The organism is Arthrobacter koreensis (genome assembly GCF_035792275.1).
GTDB lineage: Bacteria > Actinomycetota > Actinomycetes > Actinomycetales > Micrococcaceae > Arthrobacter_B > Arthrobacter_B koreensis_A.
In genome coordinates this window covers 117866-136455 of record NZ_JAMWKK010000010.1, presented here as the reverse complement: position 1 = coordinate 136455, position 18590 = coordinate 117866, and the positions used below count along the sequence as shown (strand labels likewise).

The 18590-nt window shown below is 66.5% G+C and carries 17 protein-coding genes; 10 read left to right on the top strand and 7 right to left on the bottom strand.

Annotation, left to right across the window (positions count from 1 at the left end; all coding sequences use genetic code 11):
* The first annotated feature begins 394 nt into the window (after positions 1-394).
* Together NGB94_RS11480 and NGB94_RS11475 are read left to right on the top strand one after the other, a co-directional pair.
* Positions 395-1312 (top strand): RluA family pseudouridine synthase, encoded by a 918-nt coding sequence (locus NGB94_RS11480; RefSeq protein WP_325790787.1) that lies wholly within the window; start codon positions 395-397, stop codon positions 1310-1312.
* 104 nt (positions 1313-1416) lie between these two features.
* Positions 1417-3309 carry a hypothetical protein gene (locus NGB94_RS11475; protein WP_325790768.1) on the top strand — a complete coding sequence of 631 codons (1893 nt, stop codon included), beginning with the start codon at positions 1417-1419 and terminating at the stop codon, positions 3307-3309.
* Here NGB94_RS11475 and NGB94_RS11470 read toward each other — a convergent pair.
* Both NGB94_RS11470 and NGB94_RS11465 read right to left on the bottom strand, forming a co-directional pair.
* On the bottom strand, positions 3251-3556 hold the full coding sequence (locus tag NGB94_RS11470) for a hypothetical protein (RefSeq protein ID WP_091608302.1): 306 nt from the start codon (positions 3554-3556) through the stop codon (positions 3251-3253). The genes NGB94_RS11475 and NGB94_RS11470 overlap by 59 nt on opposite strands.
* A gap of 48 nt (positions 3557-3604) precedes the next feature.
* Positions 3605-4051, bottom strand: a complete 447-nt coding sequence (locus NGB94_RS11465) for a hypothetical protein (RefSeq protein WP_325790767.1) — start codon at positions 4049-4051, stop codon at positions 3605-3607.
* Positions 4052-4356: 305 nt separating this feature from the next.
* Between NGB94_RS11465 and NGB94_RS11460 the strand changes: the two genes are divergently transcribed.
* The 4 genes from NGB94_RS11460 to NGB94_RS11445 are packed head-to-tail and all read left to right on the top strand — an operon-like array spanning position 4357 to position 9708.
* Positions 4357-5874 carry an aspartate aminotransferase family protein gene (locus tag NGB94_RS11460; RefSeq protein ID WP_325790786.1) on the top strand — a complete coding sequence of 506 codons (1518 nt, stop codon included), beginning with the start codon at positions 4357-4359 and terminating at the stop codon, positions 5872-5874.
* A gap of 56 nt (positions 5875-5930) precedes the next feature.
* Entirely contained in the window at positions 5931-7301 is a 1371-nt protein-coding gene (locus tag NGB94_RS11455; protein ID WP_325790785.1) for a lysine N(6)-hydroxylase/L-ornithine N(5)-oxygenase family protein, read from the top strand.
* Positions 7298-7852 (top strand): GNAT family N-acetyltransferase, encoded by a 555-nt coding sequence (locus NGB94_RS11450; RefSeq protein WP_325790766.1) that lies wholly within the window; start codon positions 7298-7300, stop codon positions 7850-7852. Before NGB94_RS11455 ends, NGB94_RS11450 begins: the two co-directional genes overlap by 4 nt.
* Positions 7849-9708, top strand: coding sequence for an IucA/IucC family siderophore biosynthesis protein (locus tag NGB94_RS11445; RefSeq protein WP_325790765.1), 1860 nt, complete (start codon positions 7849-7851; stop codon positions 9706-9708). The genes NGB94_RS11450 and NGB94_RS11445 overlap by 4 nt, the downstream gene beginning before the upstream one ends.
* 39 nt (positions 9709-9747) lie before the next feature.
* Here the strand turns inward: NGB94_RS11445 and NGB94_RS11440 are convergent, their stop codons facing one another.
* Entirely contained in the window at positions 9748-10932 is a 1185-nt protein-coding gene (locus NGB94_RS11440) for an acyl-CoA dehydrogenase family protein (RefSeq protein ID WP_325790784.1), read from the bottom strand.
* 9 nt (positions 10933-10941) lie between these two features.
* Positions 10942-11718 (bottom strand): SDR family NAD(P)-dependent oxidoreductase, encoded by a 777-nt coding sequence (locus tag NGB94_RS11435; protein WP_325790764.1) that lies wholly within the window; start codon positions 11716-11718, stop codon positions 10942-10944.
* Positions 11719-11871: 153 nt separating this feature from the next.
* Here NGB94_RS11435 and NGB94_RS11430 point away from each other — a divergent pair, with 153 nt between their 5' ends.
* Positions 11872-12990 carry a glycoside hydrolase family 76 protein gene (locus NGB94_RS11430; RefSeq protein ID WP_325790763.1) on the top strand — a complete coding sequence of 373 codons (1119 nt, stop codon included), beginning with the start codon at positions 11872-11874 and terminating at the stop codon, positions 12988-12990.
* A gap of 11 nt (positions 12991-13001) precedes the next feature.
* Here the strand turns inward: NGB94_RS11430 and NGB94_RS11425 are convergent, their stop codons facing one another.
* Positions 13002-13880, bottom strand: a complete 879-nt coding sequence (locus NGB94_RS11425) for a class II glutamine amidotransferase (protein WP_325790762.1) — start codon at positions 13878-13880, stop codon at positions 13002-13004.
* Positions 13881-13889: 9 nt separating this feature from the next.
* Positions 13890-14483: a YdeI/OmpD-associated family protein gene (locus NGB94_RS11420; protein WP_325790761.1), complete on the bottom strand. Its 594-nt coding sequence runs from the start codon at positions 14481-14483 to the stop codon at positions 13890-13892.
* Between the two features lie 116 nt (positions 14484-14599).
* Here NGB94_RS11420 and NGB94_RS11415 point away from each other — a divergent pair, with 116 nt between their 5' ends.
* Positions 14600-15139 carry an NUDIX hydrolase family protein gene (locus NGB94_RS11415; RefSeq protein ID WP_055239793.1) on the top strand — a complete coding sequence of 180 codons (540 nt, stop codon included), beginning with the start codon at positions 14600-14602 and terminating at the stop codon, positions 15137-15139.
* A gap of 54 nt (positions 15140-15193) precedes the next feature.
* The gene (locus tag NGB94_RS11410) at positions 15194-16066 is read left to right on the top strand and encodes a DUF6707 family protein (protein WP_325790760.1); all 873 of its coding nucleotides are present in this window, start codon (positions 15194-15196) and stop codon (positions 16064-16066) included.
* Here NGB94_RS11410 and NGB94_RS11405 read toward each other — a convergent pair.
* On the bottom strand, positions 16063-17085 hold the full coding sequence (locus tag NGB94_RS11405) for an FUSC family protein (RefSeq protein ID WP_325790759.1): 1023 nt from the start codon (positions 17083-17085) through the stop codon (positions 16063-16065). The two genes, NGB94_RS11410 and NGB94_RS11405, sit on opposite strands and share 4 nt — an antisense overlap.
* A gap of 211 nt (positions 17086-17296) precedes the next feature.
* Here NGB94_RS11405 and tgt point away from each other — a divergent pair, with 211 nt between their 5' ends.
* The gene (gene tgt / locus NGB94_RS11400; protein WP_325790758.1) at positions 17297-18565 is read left to right on the top strand and encodes a tRNA guanosine(34) transglycosylase Tgt; all 1269 of its coding nucleotides are present in this window, start codon (positions 17297-17299) and stop codon (positions 18563-18565) included.
* The last annotated feature ends 25 nt before the right edge of the window (positions 18566-18590 follow it).

The window sequence follows — 18590 nt, the reverse complement described above, 5'->3', positions numbered from 1 at the left end:
AGGAACCGTCATAGCAGACTTCCAGCCGGTCGACCGATTCGGAACCGGGGCCTGTTATCTCAATCTTGAGCTCATCAAACCAGCCAATGGCAGTACAAGCGTTCGCGCACCCTGTCAGCGCAGATACCAGCGCAAACAGGCCTGCGATAAAGACCAGGGGGAGGCGGTACCGGCCTCCCGTCCAACGTGCCGGCGGTTCGCAGTACCCCCGCTCCCCGCAGCGCGGCGATAGATAACTCGTTTCTCTCGGTCGTGGACCTGCACTTCGACAACGGCCTCGTCAGCCATGGCCCGTGAAACCGCCTATCCGCCTAGTCATGAGCCAAAGATAGGCCATCGGCCCAACCACACCCGGGAAACCGTGATTCCACGCCCCCGGTACCCTTGGAGGGTGATGCAATCCCCTCTGCCGGTCCGCAACGGTGTGAACGCTACCCGTCTGCGGCTGCCCGCCGAGGGCCCCTGGGCTACGGCCTTCGAGTACGTCCTTGAACGCTTCGGCCACGTGAACCCCGAAGGCATAGCCAACCGGTTTGACCGCGGCGAAGTCGTAGGCATCGGGGGTGTGCCCCTGGACCGCACAACTCCGCTCACTGAGCACACGTTCATTTGGTATTACCGGGAACTTCCTCCGGAAGAGCGCCTTCCCGTGGAAATCAACATCCTGCACCAGGACGAAAACCTGCTGGTCGTGGACAAGCCGCACTTCCTACCGACCACACCCGGCGGAATGTACGTTGCCGAATCGGCCCTGGTGCGCCTTCGGGTCGCTCTCGGCATCCCGGACCTCATCCCCATGCATCGGCTGGACCGGATGACCGCAGGCGTTCTGCTCTTCTCAACCAACCCGGAGACCCGGGGAAAATACCAGGTCCTCTTCGAGAAGCGGCGCATAGAGAAGGAGTATGAGGCGGTGGCTCCGGTCCGCCCGGATCTTGAGCTTCCTGCCGTCATCCGCAGCCGGATGGTTAAGTCCCGGACCTACCTGCTCGCGCAGGAGGTACCTGGAGAACCCAACGCAGAAACACGGGTGGAACTGGTGGAAGAGAGCGGCGGGCTCGGACGCTACCGTCTCCTTCCTCATACCGGGAAGACGCACCAGCTTCGCGTCCATATGGCGTCGCTGGGGATCGGCATCCTGAACGACCCCTTCTACCCGGTCCTGTTGGAACAGGCTCCGGACGACTTCAGCAGGCCGCTGCAGCTCCTGGCACGGTCAATCCAGTTCACGGACCCGCTGACCAAGCAGCCAGTGCAATACCGGAGTGAACTGACCCTGGATGCGTTTCCTGCCCAGGCAACCCCTCGCTGACCTGCAAAATCCCGCTTCCTCAGCCGCGCTCCTGCCGCTACGCTTTGGTGGATCCGCATCCGGGTTAGGCACCCGAAGGAACCGCTGAGGCAAAGGAAACAGGCATGCTCCCCCATCCCGCACGCCCCGTTGAGCCGGCTGACGGCGCGCAACCGGCCGGAGCCAGGCACGGCAACAGCGGGCTAGGCAACAACCCGGGCACCGGCACCGGCTCCGGCAACGGGCCTGGCGACATTCCGGGCTCGGGCGGCACCGGCAGCGGGACCGGCGACAATCCGGGCTCAGGCGGCACCGGCAGCGGGACCGGCGACAATCCGGGCTCAGGCGGCACCGGCAGCGGGCTAGGCAACAACCCGGGCACCGGCAGCGGGCTAGGCAACAACCCAAGCTCAGGCACCGGCAGCGGGCTAGGCAACAACCCGGGCACCGGCACCGGGACCGGCAAAGCCACAAGCACAGCCAAGCAGAGCAAGGGCACCCGTGGAAAGGCCGGCAACGACACTCCTGCATTTGTCCCTCCGCTGGCACCGTCACCGCCTCCCGGCATCCCACCGACAGTGCACACCCGCATGGCAGCAGATCGAAACGGCCTCTCGCAGCACGGCCCTGCCGTCCCGGCGGAACAGGACTTCACAGAGGTTCAACCGGGTTCCTTTGGCAGTATTCTGCTCGGTACGCCCGGCGGCATTCAGCTCGGTGAAGCCGGCAGCGATTCCTCCGGACGGGCCTACCACCTTCGGGGCTCCTCCAACCCGGTGCAGGCCATTGCCAGGCTGGTTACCAGCCAAACAGCTCAGAACGATCCCCGGATCGAAGATGAGCAGCACAGAACTGAGCTCTTGGAAGATGGGCCGAGGGAGGACAGGGGGAACGGGGAGCTGGAGACCGCTGGCCGTCCCGCAGAGGACCGAGTCCTGCTGGACGACCTGCGCCAGCACGACGACGAGTACGAGGCAGTCGGTCACCACGAGGAAGGCCCCGAGTCAGCCTCCCCCGAGGAAAGCCGTCACCGCGAGACACCCGGTCACGAGCCAGCCGGCCCCGAGGAAACCTGGCACACCAAGCAAAGCCACCACCCGCAGGGCGACCAGCACGGACACCCACACCCGCACGAGCCGGACCGCAACAGGGAGCCCTCACAAGTAGACAGGATCCGGCGGATCGCAGTCACCGTCTGCACGGCAGCTGCCCTCGGCGCAGCCTACGGCCTAACCCGCACCGCCGGAGGCTGGCCTCAAATCACCCACTCCCCCGGAAGCGTCCTTGATCCGGCAGGTTCCCTGCTTGCGGCATACGCCTGGGTCTGGCTGGCATGGGTTCCGGTCCTGGCAGGTGCAGCCCTGTATGCAGCCTGGCAGTGGCTTCCAGCCCAGCGGACCAGCCCCCGGCAGACTTGGACCGGGCCGATCAGCGCCGGATCCGCAGTCGTGGCTGCCCTCTGGATCTGGGCCGTGGAAGCGGGAAACCCTGCTGCTGCTTTCTGGCTCGCTGCCCTCGGCGTCGGCGTCGGGCTCACCGCCATTCATCTGTCGAATACCTGGGCAGCTGAATCACGCTGGGAGACGGCGGCAGCGGATGTCCCCGCCTCCATGCTCCTCGGAGCAGCAGCCCTGGCGCTCCTTGCCGGACTGGGCAGCTGGCTCTCCGGGACGGGAGCCAACGTTGCCGGCTGGGGTCCGGAGGCCTGGGCACTGATCGCCCTCGTGGCAACAGTCATCGGTGTTACCACCGTGTCCATGACCGACCGGGGTCACCTGGCGGCAGCACTCACCGTCGTAGCCGGACTGACGGGAATCGGATTCGCCCGGCTGCTCACCGACGAAATATCAGTGCCAGCTGCTGCAGGGGCCTTCGTGGGTGCCTTCCTCATCCTGGTCTCGGCGGGTTCCAGGCGCCACCAGGTGGATCACGCCCAGCGCAGGAGGCAGCGGGAGTGGCTTAAAGCGGAAGCCAGCGTCCACGCTGCCGGCGAAGCACACGCAGCTGTTCGCACCTAGCCACCTGTTCCACCGCGTGCCGCATATTCATGGCAGCACGCCGCGCCTGGGAGTTCTCCACTCCGTATTCATTGGCGGGAACCATAAACCGCAGGGTGATGCGGGGAACGCCGGAGACGATGTCCAGCTGGTTGGCCTCTACGTGGTGACTGGCCTCCAGCGCCTCGACGGCGGCATCCATCACTGCTTCGGGCGGGTTCCCGGGACGCAGGCCAAGAATGCTGAGCTGGACACGAAAAGAAGGCATCCTTCCACCGTAGTGCCAGCGGAAGGATGCCTTCTGTCGAACCGGCGCCTAGAGCGGCTCGTCGTCCGGGTTGAAGGCTGAGAGCGGGTCGCCGCCTGCATGGGCGGGGTCATCGCTGCCGTCCTCAAGCGGGTCCACAGACGAGTCACCAAAATCAACGTCGCGGGCTGCTTCACCGATGGTCGGTTCTTCGGGCGGAATCTGCGAATCGCCCTCTTCGTAGCGTTCTTCGGCGGTTTCGTCCCGAAGGGTCTGGTCAGACTCCGCACTGGGCTGGCCGGCCAGAGGTTCCTCATTGATCAGCGGATCGTCCTGCCAGTTTTCCGGGTTGTCCTCGGCTGCGCCCGGATAGGAAAGGTCCTCCGCATCCGTGAGCTCATCCTCATCCAGGAGCTCCTCCCCGGAGACGATGGTCAGCTCGTCGGGTGTTACCACCTCGGACAGGTCATCGGCCAGTGCAGGGTTGTCGCTGTGGTCCGGGTTCTGTTCAGTCATCTGCAGCTCACTTTCCGATCTCAACGGTCCTTTCCATCGATACTAAGCCTACTGACATCTGATTGCACAAGCTGCCGCCGGTCCTGCGCGCGCACCCATCGCGCGTCATTTTGCACCCACAGCAAGACTTTATCCCCATCGCAGCGAATTAAGACACAAAAGTTTGACGTAATGCCCCAAGTAAGGACAGGCTAACCTGCGTTACCGTCTTGAGACCTTCCAGGGAGAACGCAGTGAGCATTTTGCAGAAGCCGAAGCATTACTCCGCAGACAACCGGCGGGCCGGCGAACACCCGGCGGCCACACTGCTGACCGGCACTACCACCGGGCAGTACCTCTCAGAGAACCTGCTGGGCATGTCGGCCGTGAGCCGTTCCATCGGCTCGGCTAGCCGGCCGTTCACGGGGATGCATCCCCGCAACCTGACACCCGCGATCGACGCCGTGGACCTGGATCACCCGCTCGGCACCACCAGCGCCGCGCTGGAAGAACTCCACCCGCTCTACCTGCGGGACGCGGTGTACTTCCACCATCCCGCCTACGCCGCGCACCTGAACTGCCCGGTGGCAATTCCCGCCCTGGTTGGCGAAACCATCCTCAGTGCCGTGAACTCCTCCATGGACACCTGGGACCAGAGCGCCGGAGCCACGTTGATCGAACGGCGCCTGCTGCACTGGACAGCCGGACGCCTTGGGCTGGGCCCGCAGGCGAGCGGCGTGTTCACCAGCGGAGGCACCACCTCAAACCTCCAGGCACTGCTCATTGCCCGCAACCGGGCGGTGGCTGCGCTCCGACGGGACGCCGAGGCAAACGAGGGCGGCAGCGACCGGCTCCCCGATCTCCTGGGCCGGCTGCGCATCTTTGCCTCGGAAGCCAGCCACTTCAGCATCCGGAAATCCGCAGCGCTGCTGGGCCTGGGTGAGGACGCGGTCCATCTGATCGAGTGCGACGCCGACCGCCGGCTCAAGCCCGACGCGCTGCGGAACGCCCTGGCTGAGTCCCGCAGCCGCGGCGAAGTTCCCATGGCCATCGTTGCCACCGCGGGCACCACGGATTTCGGCAGCATTGACCCGCTGATCGAATGCGCAACCCTCAGCTCCGAGTTCGGCTCCTGGCTCCACGTCGATGCGGCGTACGGCGGCGGACTGCTCACCTCCCTCAAGTACCGGAACCGGCTGTCGGGAATCGGTGCGGCCGATTCCGTCACTGTGGACTATCACAAGACGTTCTTCCAGCCGGTGTCCTCGAGTGCCGTCCTGGTCCGCGACGCCGGCGAGCTGCGCCACATCCTGCACTACTCCGACTACCTCAACCCGGAGAATGCAGCTGACCCGGAAGTTCCAAACCAGGTGGACCACAGCATCCAGACCACCCGCCGCTTTGACGCACTGAAGCTTTGGCTCACCCTGCGCGTTACGGGTGCCGACGGAGTCGGTGAGATGCTCGATGCAGCGATTGACCTGGCCCAGGAAACCGGCCGACTGCTTCAAACGGATCCGGATTTCGAGGTGGCCGCCCGCGTACAGCTGAGCACCGTAGTGTTCCGTTTCCGCCCGCGGCACCTGGACGAGGACACCTGCGACACACTGAACCGCTGGATCCGCTCAGCACTCTCGGCCTCGGGTGACGCCGTCATCGCCGCCACTACCGTGGACGGGCGGGCTTACCTGAAGTTCACCCTCCTGAACCCCACGGCAACCCTGGCGGACATTGAACGGATCCTGGAACTGATCCGCTCCCACGCCGCCCGGTGGCTAGCCGGACAGGCAGGACGGAAGACGGCCGCAGCAAGCGCCGAGAGCCCGGCAGGAGCAGCAGCGTGAGCCGCCGGCAGCCGAGGCCCGGACACGCTGCAGGCAATGCTGGACCAGACGCCCGCGTGGCCGTCCACGACGTCATTGGCATCGGCGCCGGACCCTTCAACCTGGGCCTTGCGGCACTCGCTGAGCCCATCGCTGAGCTGGACGCCGTGTTCTTCGACTCGCGCCCCGGCTTCGACTGGCATCCGGGAATGATGCTGGACACCGCCCACCTGCAGGTTCCGTTCATGGCGGACCTGGTGTCGCTGGCGGACCCCACCTCCCGGTACTCGTTCCTGAATTTCCTCAAGGCCACGGGCAGGCTTTACCGCTTCTACATCCGCGAGGACTTCTACCCGCTGCGTGCGGAATTCAACGCCTACTGCCAGTGGGTGGCGGGGCAGCTGCCCAGCGTCCGGTTCGGCCACGAGGTCACGGACATCCGCTATGACCAGACCGCGCCCGACGGCGGCAGGTACCTGGTGCGCACAAGGCACGACGGCGGCACCCGGGTCCACGCCGCCCACCGGCTGGTACTGGGAACGGGCACCCGGCCCGAGATCCCGCCGTCGTGCGCCGGGCTCCTGTCCAGCGGCGGGACCGCCGTCCACAACAGCGACTACCTGCAGTCCAAGGCGGACATCCGGGAGCAGCGAAGCATCACTGTGGTGGGAAGCGGGCAGAGCGCTGCCGAAGTCTTCCTGGACCTGCTTTCGGACTGCGGACCGGACAGCTACGAGCTGAACTGGGTAACGCGTTCGGGCCGGTTCTTCCCGCTGGAGTATACGAAGCTGACCCTTGAAATGACGTCCCCGGACTACGTGGACTATTTCCACGCACTTCCCGCCACCACCCGGGACCGGCTCATCGGGTCGCAGAAGAACCTGTACAAGGGCATCGACGCTGCGCTGATCAACGACATCTACGACGCCCTGTATGCGCGCAGCCTGTCCGGGCCGCTGCCGGTCCGGCTGCTCACCGGAGTCGAAGTCACCGGCAGCAGTTACGACGCCTGCACCGGGCAGTACCGGCTGAACCTGGACCACCGGGAACAGGGAACCAGCGGTGAGCTGACGACCGGCGCCGTGGTCCTGGCCACCGGGTATTCCTACCGCGAACCAGCCTTCCTGCAGGGCATCGGCAGCCGCATCCGGCGGGACAGCCGGGGGCGGTTCGACGTGGACCGGAGCTACGGGATCAGCGTGGAACCCGGGGAAATCTTTGTGCAGAATGCCGAGCTGCACACGCACGGTTTCACCTCTCCCGATCTGGGCATGGCTGCTTACCGGAACTCGACCATCCTGCGCGAAATCCTCGGCTGGGAGTACTACCCGGTGGAAGCCGGCATCGCGTTCCAGGAGTTTGGGCTCACCGGCCTGGGCCAGCCGCCACATCCGCCCGCCAACACACGGACGGGATCAGCGGCAAAGACGGAAGGAGCAGTGGCTTGAGAGTCGATTTCCGACCGGTTGACCCCGCCGCCGACGCGCCCCTCCTGCACAGCTGGATGAGCCGTGACTACGCACGCTTCTGGGGCATGGGAACCGCGGCGGTGGACGAGGTCCGCAGCGAGTACTCGGGAATCGACGCGGACCCGCACCACGAGGCGTGGCTCGGCCTGCTGGGGAACACCCCCGCATTCCTCATGGAAAGCTACGCTCCTGAGCACTCCCCGCTGGCCGGCCTGTACCCGGTCCAGCCCGGTGACCGCGGCATGCACCTGCTGATGGGCCCGCCGGACGTCCCGCAGCACGGCTTCACCGCGGCAGCTTTCCGGGCAGTGATGGTGTTCCTCTTCTCCAGTCCGCAGACGCAGCGGGTGGTGGTGGAACCGGACGTCCGCAATACCAAGATCCACGTCCTCAACGAACGCATGGGGTTCCGGCCCCACGGCCGCATCGACCTGCCGGACAAAACCGCCCTGCTCTCTTTCTGCACCCGGCAGCAGTTCAATGCCGCAGCCGGCAGCACCCCCACGACTTTCCAAGGAGCAACACCATGAGCACCGCCGTCGAACCCGGAACACCGAACCGGGACCTGGCACCGAACCTGAACGCCGGGTCGAAGCTGAACCCCGGGCACCTCACCCCCGAACTCTGGGCTGCGGCCAATCGGCACGTCGTCTGCAAGGCACTCGCCGAGTTCTCGCACGAACAGATTCTCCAGCCCCGGCCCGCGGGCCCTGGCAGGTTCCGTCTCACATCCGACGACGGCGCGGCGACCTACACCTTCGAGGCGGAACTCCTGGCGCTGGAACACTGGAGCATTCCGCCGCAGAGCATCCGGCGGTCGGCCGGCGGGAGCAGCACGGCCCTGGACGCGCTGGTCTTCATCACCGAATTCGCGCGCACTCTGGGGATCAGCGAGGACATGCTGGCGGTGTATCTGGAGGAAGTTTCCAGCACCCTGGCATCCCACGCCTACAAGCACGGCGGTTCTTTCCACAGCTCGGAAATCCTGGCCGCGGGCATAACCGGCGGCGCTGATCCGGCCGCGGACTTCCAGGCCGTCGAAGCGTCCATGACCGAAGGCCACCCCTGTTTCGTGGCGAACAACGGGAGGCTGGGATTCGGCCTGCAGGACTACCTTTCCTACGCGCCCGAAACCGGTTCCGGCGTCCGGCTGCACTGGATTGCCGTCCGGAAGGACCGTGCCCGCTTCACCGCGGTTTCCGGTCTGGACTATTCCGCCTTCCTGGCAACAGAACTCGATCCCGGCGTGCAGTCGGGATTCGATGCCGCGCTCCAGTTACGCAGCCTGGACCCGGGTGACTACCTGCTCATGCCGGTCCATCCCTGGCAGTGGGAGAACAAGCTCAACGTCACCTTCGCCGCAGAGGTCGCCCGGCAGCACATTGTCCATCTTGGACCCTCCGAAGACGTGTACCAGGCGCAGCAGTCCATTCGGACGTTCTTCAACCGCAGCACGCCCGGCCGCTGCTACGTCAAGACGGCGCTTTCAGTGGTGAACATGGGCTTTATGCGCGGCCTTTCCGCCGAATACATGGTGTCCACGCCGGCCATCAACGAATGGCTGGACGGGCTGGTCCGGGCCGATTCCGTACTGACGGCCACCGGGTTCCAGATCCTGCGGGAAACGGCGGCCATGGGATACACCAACCCGTATTACGACGCCGCTGCCCCCAAGGGTTCTCCGTACCGGAAAATGCTGGCAGCTCTGTGGCGGGAAAGCCCAATGGACCGCCTGGAACAAGGAGAGCAGCTTGCCACGATGGCATCGCTGCTGCACCGGGACCAGGCCGGCAGCCCGTTCGTTTCGGCGCTCATCCGGCGTTCCGGCCTGCCGGCGCGCCGCTGGCTCCGGGAGTATCTCCGCGCCTACCTGGTGCCCGTCCTGCACTGCTTCTACGCGTACCGGCTGGCCTTCATGCCGCACGGAGAGAACCTGATCCTGGTCCTTCGGGACGGGGTTCCGGTCCGGGCGCTGATGAAGGACATCGGCGAGGAGATCATCGTGATGGCAGACAAGGTGGAGCTTCCCCGGGACGTGGCACGCATCCGCGTGGACGTGCCGGCGGAGGAACAGGTCCTCTCGATTTTCACCGACGTGATCGACTGCTTCTTCCGCTTCCTCGCTGCCGTCCTCCACGAGGACGGACAGCTCACGGAGGAGGAGTTCTGGGACACGGCCGCGGAGGTAATCCACGCATACCAGGCTGAGCATCCGGAACTGGCCGAAGACTTCGCCGCGCATGATCTCTTCGCGGCGGACTTTGCCCGTTCCTGCCTGAACCGCCTGCAGCTGCGCAACAACCAGCAGATGCTGGATATCAGCGATCCGTCAGGTGGCCTGCAGTTCTCCGGCCGGCTGGCCAATCCGCTGGCGGGCCGTCGGTAGGAGGCGGCAGGGACCGGGACCCGGGGTCCGGCGCCGCGCTCAGCGCAGCGCCGAGACCCCGGTGATCTCCCGCCCGGCAATCAGGGAGTTGATCTCGTACGTCCCCTCGTAGGTGTAGATCGCCTCAGCGTCGGCGAAAATCTTGGCCATCCGGTAGTCGGTGACGATGCCGTTGCCTCCCAGCAGGCCGCGTCCCAGCGACACTGTTTCGCGCATCAGGGCACTGGCGTAGGACTTGGCGAGTGCCGCACGCGCCATGTCGCCGCGGGCCGCGCCGTCGTCGGCCACCGCCCCGTACCCGCCCTGCTCCAGGTCGCTGACCCGGGCGAGCATGCCGGTGGAAGCCACAGCGTTGCCCTGCATGCGCACCAGCTGCTGCTGCACCAGCTGGAAGGAGGCCAGCGGCCGTCCGAACTGCAGGCGTTCGACGGCGTAGGCGCGGGCGACGTCGAACGCCGCCAGCTGCTGCCCCACAGCCTGCCAGCCCACCATGATCCGCGACCCGCGCAGCAGGTGCTTGGTGTCCTCGAAACTCTCGATCCCGGAGAGCCGGTCGGCTTCGGAAACCCGCACGCCGGTGAGTTCAATGTCGGCGTTCTGCACCGTGCGCAGGGCGGTTTTGTTTTCGATCCGGGTCCGCTTGATCCCGGGCAGCGAGGCGTCCAGCAGGAATCCCCGGACTTTGCCGGTCTCCGGTTCCCGCGCCCAGAACAGCATCCAGTCGCAGAAGGTGCCGTTGCCAATCCACCGCTTGGTTCCGTTCAGGACCCATTCGTCGCCGTCGCGCACGGCTGTGGTTGCCATGCCGCCGGCGACGTCCGAGCCGTGGTCCGGTTCGGTGAGCGCGAACGCCCCGGTGATCTTCAGTGACTGGGCGTCCTCGAGCAGCCGGGCCTTCTGTTCCTCGGACCCGAAGGCGTGCAGGCCTTCAACAAAGAGATCGTGATGGACCATAAAGAACGTGGCGATCGAGGTGTCTGCCCTGGTCATCTCCGCGATGACCAGGCCTGCAAAGAGGGGACTGTAGCCGCGCTGCACCGGCGTTGAGAGGCCCAGGGAAGCCAGTCCCGGAAGCAGTTCCACCGGGAAACGGGCTTCGTCCCACCAGCGGGTGGCGTGCGGAAGGACCTCAGCGGCCAGGAACGAACGCAGTTCGGCCAGCTTCGCTGTCTCCTCCGCGCTCAGCAGGTGTTCGAAAGAAAAAAAGTCGGCGTCGGGGAGCATCGGCACGCCTTATTTCGGTCCCATCCGAATCGCTCCGTCAAGCCGGATCGTTTCCCCGTTCAGCATGGGGTTGCCGATGATGTGCCCAACCAGGGACGCATATTCTTCCGGGCGTCCCAGCCGGGAGGGATGCGGGATCTGCGCGGCCAGCGAGTCCTGGGCCTCCTGCGGAAGCCCGGCCACCATGGGCGTTTCGAAGATGCCGGGAGCAATCGTGACGACGCGGATCAGGTGCCGCGCCAGCTCACGGGCCAGCGGGAGCGTCATTGCCGCCACGCCGCCCTTCGACGCCGAATACGCCGGCTGCCCGATCTGCCCGTCGAAGGCCGCAACCGAGGCGGTGTTGATGATGACGCCGCGTTCGGAGGTTCCGGCGTCGTCCGCCGCCGGATCCGTTTCCGCCATCGCAGCGGCTGCCAGCCGGGTCACGTTGAAGGTGCCAACCAGGTTCACCTGGATGACGCGGTTGAAGTCCTCCAGCGGCAGGACGCCGCTGCGGCCCAGGACCTTGCCTGGCGTGCCGATCCCGGCGCAGTTCACCGCCACCCGCAGCGGGGCTGCCGCCATGGCGGCTTCCACGGCGGCCTGCATCTGCCCGGGATCCGTCACGTCCCCCGGAACAAAGTGGGCGTTGTCTCCCAGTTCACCGGCGTAGGCCAGCCCGCCGGAGGACGGAAGGTCCACCAGCACTACCTCCGCTCCGGCATCGATGAGCCGGCGGGCCGTAGCCCGTCCCAGCCCCGAAGCTGCTCCCGTGACGATGGCCGAAGCACCGGATAACTGCATGTGTTCCTCCTGGATCAGGACTCTTTGGGTGCGCCGAGGCGCGTGCGGTCCCACGAGCCTACTGTGACCGGCGGCACACCGCATCCTTGGAGGGCCTGTTCCGCGGAGCGGAGACGGTGACGCTTCGCGGCGGCCGGGGCTATGGTGGGTCGCATGCCCGACGCACAGACCGTCCGCCACGCCGAACTGCGTGCCGACACCGCCGCGCATTCGGTGACCACCGCTTTTGGCGGCACTCTCCTGGGCCTGCCGGGCACACATCTGGGCGCGGTCCGCGCACCGCAGCCGCTGCCGCGCGGCGTCGGGCCGTGGCACTACTGGTGGCAGGCGCACTACGTGGATGTCCTGGTGGATACCGGGCTGCGCAGCCGGGCACCGGTCTCCGGGGCAGACCCGATCACGCTGGCCGAGCAGGTGGTCCGGACCATACGGATCCGCAACGGCGGCCGGTTCACGAACTCCTATTTCGACGACATGGCATGGCTGGCGCTGGCAGCCCTGCGGCTGGACACCCTGCCTGGGCCGCCGCGCGGCAACAAGCCCCGTCACCAGGGCCTGCGGGAGTCGCTGGGCCGGGCACTGCGTTCCGGCCACACAGCCGATCTGGGCGGCGGCGTCTGGTGGAACCGGGCCCGGAACTTCAAGAACACCCCGGCCACGGCTCCCGCAGCCCTGTTCTTCGCCCGCACCGGCGAGCGCGAACGGGCCCAGGACCTGGTGGACTGGCTGAACGCTTCGCTGCTCGATCCGGGCACCGGCCTGTATTACGACGGCGTGCGGCAGAAAGCGGGAGGCCCGGTACTTGAACGGGCACACTTCACCTACAACCAGGGACCGGTGCTGGGAGCACTGCTGGAGCTGGGCGGCGCTGCCAACCTGGAGCGGGCAGCTGACCTGGTCCAGGCAACGTCCCGGCATCTGGTGGCCGACGGCGGCACCGGGCCGCTGCTCCGCACCCACGGCAGCGGGGACGGCGGACTGTTCACCGGCATCCTGTGCCGCTACCTCGCCGAAGCTACTGCTGCGCCAACGCTGGACACCGGTGCACGCCGCACGGCCGGGTCACTGGTCAACGAGCTGGCGGACAGGCTCTGGAAAGGCCGGGCGGTGCGCAACAACCTGGCGGTGTTCCCGTCCGACCCGCGCAGCACCGCCGATGAGAACTATCCCCCCGGTACCGGCGTCGAGCTTTCCACCCAGCTCCAGGCCTGGATGGTCCTGGAGGCCGCGCTGCGCGTCGTGCGCCTGGAAACGGACCTCCGGGACGCCTGAGCTGCGGGCTCCTAGGTCCCGGCGGCCTTGAGCGGGTGCTGGGACGCCGCGGCATGCGGATCGAGGTCCGCCAGGGTAAGCAGGTGCTGCGGGTGCTGGGGCAGCGGGAAGGTCCGCTCCGTGTTCAGGTTCCGGTCCACCCGGAGGATCTCGCCGGAGTCCATCATCCGCCAGTTCGGGTTCTCATCCATCCGCTCAGTGGCGATGAGCACGGCAGGAGTCCGGTTCTGTTCCATCTCATCGCTCTTCACGCTGATCCTGGCGGTGTGCTTGCCGCGGTGCGGGTCGTCGGCGCTTTCCTGCAGGACGTAGAGCGGGTGCGTGTCCGGGTAGCGCACGGCCCAGAGCTCCGAGTCCGTGGTGATCACGAGGTTCACCGCGTAGAGCCGCAGGTTCTCCGCCACCCAGGTGACCGCCTGCGTGATGGCATCCCCAAGGTCGCCGCCGTTCTGCCGGGCGATGCCGGTAATCAGGGCAAAGACCCGTTCACTGTCAGTCTCGCCCTGAACGAGGTCCATCACTTCCAGGGACCGCAGCCGGTCATCAAGCACGTCCAGGTCTTCCACCACGCCGTTGTGGGCCAGCAAGCGGTCATCCTGGAGGAAGGGATGGGTGTTCACCATTGTGTTCCCGCCGGTACTGGCATAGCGGACATGGGCCACGAACGTGCTGCCTTCCAGCGTCCGGGCCGCCGACGCGTAGGCACGGTCCTCATAGGCGGGCATGGGCGCCTTGTCCACCACGGGCTTGCCGGCGGAGCCGAAGACGCCGATCCCGAACCCGTCAGCCATCCTGCGGCTCTGCTCGGCCAGGCTGTCCGGAGCGGTGAGCAGCCAGAAGGTGGCGCGGACGGGCCTGGGACCTGCATGCATTCCGAAAAGCCGGCACATGGTGGACTCCTAGTTGGGGAACCGCTTCTGCGGATAGAAGGTCTCACGGCGGCTGAGCATGTCCACGAAGCGGGCAATGTTCCGCTCCCTGGCTGCTTCCGTCTTGAGCTGGCCCAGCCGGTAGGCCAGGGCGAAGCGGTTCTGTGAACTGAGCACCTCGAACATCGCCTGGGCGCTCTCGTTGGCCGCGATGGCATCCAGCAGGTCCTGCGGCACCTCGGCCGTGGCCGGGCCGGCGTAGGCCGCATCCCACCGGCCGTCGGCCTTGGCTGACTCCACGGCATCGCGTCCGGACGCGTGCAGCCGGCCGGCCGCTTCCAGCCGGGCAATGTGTCCCACGTTGCGCAGCGACCAGGCGCTCCTGGGACCGCGCCTGGTGTAGCGCTGAAGGTAGGTTTCCTCGTCCCGCCGTGCCGCCTGGCCGTCGATCCAGCCGAAGCAGAGCGCCTCGTCCAGCGCAGCCTGCCGGGTCAGCGCCGTCGTGCTTCCGCCCTGCTTGCCGATCACGAGCCAGACTCCTGCGGAGCGCAGATGATGCTCCTCCAACCAGTCCCGCCATGCCGCCGCATCCGGGAGCAGCAGCTCCGACAGCTCGGTCTTCATGCGCTCAATCGTAGGCTTCGGGGAGAGGCGCTGGAAGGTCCCGGGCCAGTTCAGCCCTTGGCCGAAGCGGAGCGCGCCGTATGACTCGGCGTCCGCCTTTGGGGTAGAACACTGCTATGAACGTACGTACTCCTGACCCGTATCCCGGCTGGCTTTCGGAGGAGGACCTGCACGAAGCACGGCAGCGCCTTCCCATGGTCTACGTCGAAGCCGTTCCGGTGCGCTGCGATCCGCTGGGGTACGTCACTGAGGTGGGTCTGCTGCTGCAGGCAACCCCCGAGGGCAAGATGGTCCGGACGTTCGTTTCCGGCCGCGTGATGTACCGGGAGACCATCCGGGCGGCCCTGCTGCGCCATCTCGAAAAGGACCTCGGACCCATGGCGCTGCCCCAGCTGCCGCCCAGCCTGGCGCCGTTCGCCGTGGCCGAGTACTTCCCGTCACCGTCGCAGACCGGACTCACTGACGAGCGCCAGCACGCCGTCGCACTGGCGTACCTGATTCCCGTGACCGGCGAATGCGATCCGCGCCAGGATGCGCTGGAGCTTTCCTGGCTCACCCCTGAGGAAGCACTGAGCCCTGCCATCTATTCGGAGTTCTCCGGCGGCCGCGGTGACCTGCTGCGCCAGGCGCTGGCCTCGGCGGGCTGGGGCCGCTAGGCGTTACCCTACGTTTATATACTGGGGCCGAGCTTCGAGCGCTAAGGAAAAGCCATGTCGATGAGTGTGCCGGATAAGTATGCCTTCCGGGTCAATGCCGAGCTGCTTGTGCCGGGCCAGAAACTGGTCCTGGATGAGCTGACCCTGGCACCGCTGGCAGCCGTCCGCATCGAGGACGACGACCTGGGGAATCCCGCCCTGGTCATCGCTGATCTGGAGGACGGGGAAACCCTGCGGATTGCCTACGGGTCGGCCGTGCGGGTGGCGGCACCGGCGCCGGACAAGACGGCCGCGGAAGCAGTCCGCAGCATTCCCACCGAGGAAGAGACCTACGCCGCCGTCCTGGCCGCTGCCGAAGCCGCCCACCCGGACGACCGCGCGGTCAAGGAACTGGTAACCCGGCTCAGCCGCGGCCTGAACGTCAAGGCAGGAAGCAACCTGCAGGATGTGCGCGACCTCGCCCACACGCTCTACGTTGACCTGGGGGACGCCGAAAACGCCCTCTCCGTCTGCTCGCTGATCACGGGGCTGGGCTTCGACGGCAACTACGGCCGCTGGAACTGGATCCAGGGAGCGCTGGCACTGGCCGCCCACATCACCCATGAATTGGGTGACCTGGAGGCATCAGCGGCGTTCGCCCAGGCTGTCCGCGCCGGAGACAACGCCGAATCCGATCCACTCAAGGCCAAGCTTTCCGCCGAGCTGCTGCAGCGCCAGCTCAATGAGCCGAATCTCTACGACCGTGAAGTCCAGCGGGCAGCCGAGGCCGGCGACGAGCACAGCGAACGGGACTGGCGGATCCTGCGCCTGAACACCCTGTTGTACCTGCGCGCCCACGGCGGGTCCCAGAGCTATACCGACGCCGAACTCCAGCGGCGCATCCGCACTGAACTCAGCGCTGTGCGCGGCCTGAACCTGGACCTCTAGGCGGAGGCTCCGGACACCCTCCGCGCCCTCGCCCGGCTGGCCCGAAGCTGCAGGAGCAGTACCAGGGCCATGCCCACCAGAGCCCCGATGACGGTTTCAACCGCACGGTCCTGGATCAGCGTGGCCGGGTTGCTGGCGTGCGAGAGTTCCGTGCTGAGTAGTGCCAGCGGCGTAATGACCACCTGTGCCAGCGCATAATTCCGGGCGATGAACAGCTCCGCACCGCACTGCAGCAGCGCAATCACCAGGACCAGCTGCCAGGGCGCCAGCCCCGCGAAGAGGATCACGGCGGTGACTGCCAGGCCGCCGAACGTGCCGAGCATGCGATTGATGCCGCGGTGGATGCGGTGGCGGAACGTCGCCCCGACCAGCGGAACGGTGGCGGCGACCATAGCCCAGTAGTTGTGGCCGATTCCCAGCAGGGTGGCGATGCTGCCGGCTGTAACGGCGGCAGCCGCGTAGAGCGCGCCGTCGGCCCAGATGGCTTTCTGCTGTGCGGCGGTGAACCGCGGCCGCAGCGGCTTGTCCCACGGCGTGCGGTATTTTGCCGGCAGCATGCCGGAAAGCCCGAGCAGGATGGCGAACGTGATGGTTGCTCCGGAGGCGAGCATGCCCTGCCACAGCGGAGGATGCGCCGGGACCGACGCAATGGCTGCGTACGCGAAGATGTGGAACAGGGATCCCGCCGGCCGCAGCCTCCAGTAGCCGGTGGCCACGGTTCCCAGTCCGGCAACGAGGGTAGTGCCCAGGACAATCCCCCAGGTGTCCAGGCCCAGCCGCGAAGACAGCGCTCCGGCCAGGATCACAATGAACATCAGCGCGCCGGCGCGCCCCTGATGCCCCAGGCGCTGGCGGTGCGGTTCATTGCGCCCGTAGATGCTGGTGAAGGCTCCGAAGGCCACGAAGATCGCCAGGTCGATCCGGCCGATGGCCAGCAGGACGGCGAGCGGTACACCTATGCCAATGCCGCAGCGGATGCCAACGCGGTGGTCGTTATGGGCAGGGGCAAGGGTGAACATTTCGCGCAGGTGGTTCAAGGGGACTTCGGGGGCCTTTCATGCATTCAAGGGGCGGCAGCGCTTCACGGGGCCGGAGAGCCCGCCTTCTTCACCATACGCTCGGCGGGTACGGCGGCCTCAGTTATGTGGGCTGGCTCTCCCGCCGGCGGGCCCGGCTGCGGCTGCGGCGGGTGGCGGCGGCGGGCAGTCACCGGATGTAGGGCAAAATGGAATGGTGTCCAGCTCCGGTTTTTCCTTTGCCCTCGGTAAGCGCCTGCGTGAAACCGCCCCCGACTCTGCCTCCCGCGCCAAGGAGAACGGCGGTGAGTTCCAGGGCCGCACCGGTGTAATCAGCACCCCGCACGGTGAGATCCGGACTCCGGCGTTTATCGCCGTCGGCACCAAGGCCACCGTGAAGGCCGTGCTGCCGGAATCCGTGGCGCAGCTTGGCGCCCAGGCGGTGCTGGCCAATGCCTACCACCTGTACCTGCAGCCCGGCGCGGACATCCTCGACGAGGCAGGCGGGCTGGGCAAGTTCATGAACTGGCCCGGCCCCACCTTCACCGATTCAGGCGGATTCCAGGTCATGAGCCTGGGCGCCGGTTTCAAGAAGGTCATCAACATGAACGCCGACGGCACCACCCACGCCACCGGAGCGGACGACGACGTCGCGCCCGGCAAGGAGCGCCTGGCCCACATCGATGACGACGGCGTCTGGTTCAAGTCCCACCTCAACGGGGACAAGCACCGCTTCACCCCGGAAATCTCCATGCAGGTGCAGCACCAGCTCGGCGCTGACATCATGTTCGCCTTTGATGAGCTCACCACCCTGCTCAACTCCCGCGGCTACCAGGAACGCTCCCTGGAACGCACCCGGCTTTGGGCCGAACGCTGCCTTGTGGAGCACCGCCGGCTTACCGAGGAGCGCTCACACCGCCCCTACCAGGCGCTCTTCGGCGTCCTCCAGGGGGCCCAGTATGAGGACCTGCGCCGCAAGGCGTCCCGCGACCTCGGGGCCATGGGCTTCGACGGCTTCGGCATCGGCGGCGCGCTGGAGAAGGAAAACCTCGGCACGATTGTGCGCTGGTGCACCGAGGAACTTCCCGAGGACAAGCCGCGGCACCTGCTGGGCATCTCCGAGCCGGATGACATCTTCACTGCGATCGAAAACGGCGCGGATACCTTCGACTGCGTCTCCCCCACCCGGGTTGCCCGGAACTCTGCGTTCTACACCCCGTACGGCCGGAAGAACCTTTCCAACGCCAAGTTCAAGCGCGACTTCGGCCCGCTGGTGGACGGCTGCGACTGCTACGCCTGCGCCAACTACTCACGTGCCTACATCCAGCACCTGTTTAAGGCCAATGAGATGGTCAGCCACACGCTGATTTCCATCCACAACGAGCGCTTCACCGTAAAGCTGGTCGACGACGCCCGCCTGGCCATCGAGGACGGCACGTTCTTCGAGTTCAAGGACGAGGTCCTGGGCAAGTACTACAGCTAGGCGGACGTACGCCAGCCCGCCCGCC

Excerpts from the sequence above, each read along its gene's own strand:
- NGB94_RS11440 (WP_325790784.1), bottom strand. The coding sequence starts at position 10,932 with ATGCTCCCCGACGCCGACTTTTTTTCTTTCGAACACCTGCTGAGCGCG.
- NGB94_RS11465 (WP_325790767.1), bottom strand. The coding sequence starts at position 4,051 with ATGACTGAACAGAACCCGGACCACAGCGACAACCCTGCACTGGCCGAT.
- NGB94_RS11410 (WP_325790760.1), top strand. The coding sequence starts at position 15,194 with ATGTCGATGAGTGTGCCGGATAAGTATGCCTTCCGGGTCAATGCCGAG.
- NGB94_RS11430 (WP_325790763.1), top strand. The coding sequence starts at position 11,872 with ATGCCCGACGCACAGACCGTCCGCCACGCCGAACTGCGTGCCGACACC.
- NGB94_RS11405 (WP_325790759.1), bottom strand. The coding sequence starts at position 17,085 with ATGTTCACCCTTGCCCCTGCCCATAACGACCACCGCGTTGGCATCCGC.
- NGB94_RS11475 (WP_325790768.1), top strand. The coding sequence starts at position 1,417 with ATGCTCCCCCATCCCGCACGCCCCGTTGAGCCGGCTGACGGCGCGCAA.
- NGB94_RS11415 (WP_055239793.1), top strand. The coding sequence starts at position 14,600 with ATGAACGTACGTACTCCTGACCCGTATCCCGGCTGGCTTTCGGAGGAG.
- NGB94_RS11445 (WP_325790765.1), top strand. The coding sequence starts at position 7,849 with ATGAGCACCGCCGTCGAACCCGGAACACCGAACCGGGACCTGGCACCG.
- NGB94_RS11480 (WP_325790787.1), top strand. The coding sequence starts at position 395 with ATGCAATCCCCTCTGCCGGTCCGCAACGGTGTGAACGCTACCCGTCTG.
- NGB94_RS11435 (WP_325790764.1), bottom strand. The coding sequence starts at position 11,718 with ATGCAGTTATCCGGTGCTTCGGCCATCGTCACGGGAGCAGCTTCGGGG.
- NGB94_RS11425 (WP_325790762.1), bottom strand. The coding sequence starts at position 13,880 with ATGTGCCGGCTTTTCGGAATGCATGCAGGTCCCAGGCCCGTCCGCGCC.
- NGB94_RS11470 (WP_091608302.1), bottom strand. The coding sequence starts at position 3,556 with ATGCCTTCTTTTCGTGTCCAGCTCAGCATTCTTGGCCTGCGTCCCGGG.
- NGB94_RS11420 (WP_325790761.1), bottom strand. The coding sequence starts at position 14,483 with ATGAAGACCGAGCTGTCGGAGCTGCTGCTCCCGGATGCGGCGGCATGG.
- tgt (WP_325790758.1), top strand. The coding sequence starts at position 17,297 with ATGGTGTCCAGCTCCGGTTTTTCCTTTGCCCTCGGTAAGCGCCTGCGT.